At 53.0% G+C, this 430-nt stretch carries 1 rRNA gene; it reads right to left on the bottom strand.

The annotated features are described in order from the left end of the window. Nucleotides 1–430 (bottom strand): 16S ribosomal RNA (locus tag ACTQ48_RS11600); the annotation flags it as partial.

The raw sequence follows: 430 nt of genomic DNA, 5'->3' as shown, positions 1-430 counted from the left end.
TCCGATACGGCTACCTTGTTACGACTTCACCCCAATCATCTATCCCACCTTAGGCGGCTGGCTCCTAAAAGGTTACCTCACCGACTTCGGGTGTTACAAACTCTCGTGGTGTGACGGGCGGTGTGTACAAGGCCCGGGAACGTATTCACCGCGGCGTGCTGATCCGCGATTACTAGCGATTCCGACTTCATGTAGGCGAGTTGCAGCCTACAATCCGAACTGAGATTGGCTTTAAGAGATTAGCTTGCCGTCACCGGCTTGCGACTCGTTGTACCAACCATTGTAGCACGTGTGTAGCCCAGGTCATAAGGGGCATGATGATTTGACGTCATCCCCACCTTCCTCCGGTTTATTACCGGCAGTCTCGCTAGAGTGCCCAACTAAATGATGGCAACTAACAATAGGGGTTGCGCTCGTTGCGGGACTTAAC

Origin of the sequence: Collinsella sp. Sow4_E3 (assembly GCF_052116285.1) — a bacterium.
Taxonomy (GTDB): domain Bacteria; phylum Actinomycetota; class Coriobacteriia; order Coriobacteriales; family Coriobacteriaceae; genus Collinsella.
This window is presented reverse-complemented; position numbering and strand designations above follow the sequence as displayed.